Raw genomic sequence first — 3,411 nt, forward strand, 5'->3', positions numbered from 1 at the left:
GCCGCCGGGACCCAGATCCCAAAGCTGGGGGGTTGATGGGAGGAGCTCAGCGCCTTTGGCGTCAGCCACACCGCCATTCCATCTGGGTCCCGGCCTTCGCCGGGATGAGCGGTCTCTAGAGGACATGGACGAACGTCCGCGCCCGTGAAAGCGTAACCGCATGACAGAGACCCCGCCAAAGGTCCCGATTCCCAAGTCCACGGGCCCCCGCGCCCTCGGCTTCTGGATGTGCACGGCCCTGGTGGTCGGCAACATGATCGGCTCGGGGGTGTTCATGCTGCCCGCGTCCCTGGCCCCCTATGGCTGGAACGCGGTGTTCGGCTGGGTGCTGACCATCGGCGGCGCCCTGTGCCTGGCCTTCGTGTTCGCCGGCCTGGCGCGCGCGTTTCCCAAGGCCGGCGGGCCCTATGCCTACACCCAGGAAGCCTTCGGGCCGCTGGTCGGATTCATGGTGGCGTGGAGCTACTGGATCTCGTTGTGGGTCGGCAACGCCGCCATCGCCACCGGGGCGGTCAGCTACCTGTCGGTGATCTTCCCGGCCATCGCCGAGGTCCCGGGGATGCACCTGCTGGTGACCCTGGGCGCGGTCTGGCTGATGGTGGCGATCAACATCGCCGGCGCCCGCCTGGCCGGCGGGGTGCAGGTGGTGACCACCGTGCTCAAGCTGCTGCCACTGGTCGCCGTGGCGGGCCTGGCCTTCTGGGTGATCGGCCGCGACGGCGGCGCGACCCTGACCCCGTTCCGCGCCGCCGACATCCATCCGGGAAGCATCACGGCCGCCGGAGCCCTGACCCTGTGGGCGCTGCTGGGCCTGGAGTCGGCGACGGTGCCGGCCGGCAAGGTCGTGGATCCCGTCCGCACCATTCCCCGCGCCACCCTGGTGGGCACGGTGTTCACCGGGGCGATCTACCTGCTGGTCTGCTCGGCGGTGGTGTTGCTGATGCCGACAGACAGCCTCAAGGCCTCCAACGCTCCGCTGTCGGACTTCGTGGGCCTCTACTGGGGCGGAAACGCCGGCAAGGTGCTGGCCCTGTTCGCGGCGATCAGCGCCTTCGGGGCCCTGAACGGCTGGGTGCTGCTGCAGGGCGAGATGCCCTACGCCATGGCCAAGGGCGGGGTGTTTCCGGCGTTTCTGGCCAAGGAGTCGGCGCGCGGCGCGCCGGTGCGGGCCCACCTGCTGTCGGCCGGGTTTCTCACGGTCCTGGTGCTGATGAACTACGCCAAGTCGATGGCGGACCTGTTCACCTTCATCGCCCTGGTGGCCACCACCGCCTCGCTGTTCGCCTACCTGGCCTGCGCCCTGGCGGCGCTGAAGCTGCAGGCCTCGCGGCGGATCGCCCCGACCACGGCGCTGACGGTGATCGCGCTGCTGGCGGGGGTGTATTCGGTCTGGACCCTGGTGGGCGCCGGCGGCCAGGCGGTGCTGCTGGGCGTGGGCTTGCTGGCCATCGGCGCGCCGTTCTACTGGCTGACGCGGGGCAGGGGCCAGGTGACCAGCGAATGACATTCAAGAAATCCGCTCATCCCGGCGAAGGCCGGGACCCAGATCCTATAGCGGTGTGGCTGATTGGATGGGCTCAGAGTCCGTGGCGTCAGCCTCAAAGCCATTCCATCTGGGTCCCGGCCTTCGCCGGGATGAGCGGATCAAAGAGGGAGAGCGCATGAATATCCGCACCATCCCAGCGGCCGCCGCCCTGGCGCTCACTGCGCTCGCCGCCCCCGGGGCGTCTTGGGCCGCCCCCCTCTACGTCCACGCCGGCAAGCTGGTCGACACCCTGGCCGGCAAGGTGCTGACCGACCAACTGATCACCATCGACGGCGACCGCGTCGTCTCGGTCGCCCCGTGGAAGACCGCCCCCACCGACGGCAAGGTCATCGACTGGTCGAGCCGCATGGTGCTGCCGGGCCTGATCGACATGCACACCCATCTGGTCGACCAGGAGCAGACCGAGAACATCGCCGAGCCCCTGCTGACCACGGCCGCCTACCAGGCCTATATCGGCGCCGCCCACGCCCGGGTGACGCTCGAGGCCGGCTTCACCAGCGTGCGCGACGTCGGCACCTGGCGAGCGTTCGGCGACGTGGCCCTGCGCGACGCGATCAACGCCGGCCTGGTGCCCGGACCCCGCATGTCAGTGGCCGGCGCCTACATCACCATCCCCGGCGGCGGCGGCGAGATCACCGGCATAGCGGCCGACGTCGGCATCCCCGCCGAGATGCGCGTGGGCGTGGTCGAGGACGCCGCCGACGCGCATCGCAAGGCCGCGAACATCCTGGCCCACCACGCCGACTTCCTGAAGCTGATCGCCACCGGCGCCGTCCTGACGGTCGGCACCGAGCCGGGCCAGCAGGAGCTGACCGAGGACGAGATTCGCGCCGCCGTCGAGGAGGCCGCCAAGCGCGGGACCTACGCCACCGCCCACGCCCACGGGGCCGAGGGCATGAAGTCCGCCATGCGGGCCGGGGTGCGCTCGATCGAGCACGGCTCGCTGATGGACGACGAGGCCATCGCCATGATGAAGGCCAAGGGCGTGTTCCTGGTGGCCGACATCTATGACGGCGACTGGATCGACGCCTACGGCAAGGCCCACGCCTGGCCGGCCGAGACCCTGCGCAAGAACTACGAGACCACCGAGGCCCAGCGGGTGGGCTTCCGCAAGGCCGTCAAGGCCGGGGTCAAGATCGCCTACGGCACCGACGCCGGCGTCTACCCCCACGGCCTGAACGCCCGCCAGCTGCCCTACATGGTCAAGTACGGCATGACCCCGATGCAGGCCATCCAGTCGGCGACCACCGTGGCGGCCGAGCTGATGAAGAAGACCGACGTCGGCGCCGTGGCCCCCGGCCGCTACGCCGACCTGATCGCCGTGGACGGCGACGCCCTGGCCGACATCTCGGTGCTGGAGCATATGAGCGCGGTGATGAAGGGCGGAGTCATCGTCAAGTAACCCTCTCCCGGAGGGGAGAGGGAGGGGCCCGCCGCGAAGCGGTGGGAGGGTGAGGGGTGAAGGCGTCCGACGGCGTGCCGGCAGGGCCGCCGGTCTTGAAACGACGGGGCCTAACTCCGCAGCGCCATGACGATGACGCTCAGGAGCATGAACGCGCACCAGGCGCCGTTACCTAGCCAGCATCGCGTCATGGCTTGCGATAGTTCTGCATCATTCAGCCGGTAGGGCGCACGGCTCAAGAAGAAGCGTGTTCGGGCTTCGCGTGCGGCGAAGGAATAACCCTGCATAGAACGCCAGACGTCGGGATGCCGCTGGGTCAGAAGCGTGTCCACGCTGCTGCTGAGAAAGAGCGTCGTGCCGGCAATAGCGAGATTGGCCAGGAAGAAGGCCAGGAACAGCAGGGCGTTGGTCAGGCTCATGGCCCCAGCTTAGGCGAACCTTGGCCTGGAAGGGAGAGGCGTGG

At 69.2% G+C, this 3,411-nt stretch carries 3 protein-coding genes; 2 read left to right on the forward strand and 1 reads right to left on the reverse strand.

Annotation, left to right across the window (positions count from 1 at the left end; all coding sequences use genetic code 11):
- Positions 1–160: 160 nt before the first annotated feature.
- Together AC1DZ6_RS21775 and AC1DZ6_RS21780 are read left to right on the forward strand one after the other, a co-directional pair.
- Positions 161–1,504: an amino acid permease gene (locus tag AC1DZ6_RS21775; protein WP_477099215.1), complete on the forward strand. Its 1,344-nt coding sequence runs from the start codon at positions 161–163 to the stop codon at positions 1,502–1,504.
- A 157-nt stretch (positions 1,505–1,661) separates the two neighbouring features.
- A complete protein-coding gene (locus AC1DZ6_RS21780; protein ID WP_477099216.1) occupies positions 1,662–2,948 on the forward strand; it encodes a metal-dependent hydrolase family protein in 1,287 nt (428 codons plus the stop codon).
- 110 nt (positions 2,949–3,058) lie between these two features.
- Here AC1DZ6_RS21780 and AC1DZ6_RS21785 read toward each other — a convergent pair whose 3' ends face one another.
- Entirely contained in the window at positions 3,059–3,367 is a 309-nt protein-coding gene (locus AC1DZ6_RS21785) for a hypothetical protein (protein WP_477099217.1), read from the reverse strand.
- Positions 3,368–3,411 lie beyond the last annotated feature (44 nt).

Source organism: Caulobacter sp. P1_B12_2 (assembly GCF_056406675.1).

Excerpts from the sequence above, each read along its gene's own strand:
- AC1DZ6_RS21785 (WP_477099217.1), bottom strand. The coding sequence starts at position 3,367 with ATGAGCCTGACCAACGCCCTGCTGTTCCTGGCCTTCTTCCTGGCCAAT.
- AC1DZ6_RS21775 (WP_477099215.1), top strand. The coding sequence starts at position 161 with ATGACAGAGACCCCGCCAAAGGTCCCGATTCCCAAGTCCACGGGCCCC.
- AC1DZ6_RS21780 (WP_477099216.1), top strand. The coding sequence starts at position 1,662 with ATGAATATCCGCACCATCCCAGCGGCCGCCGCCCTGGCGCTCACTGCG.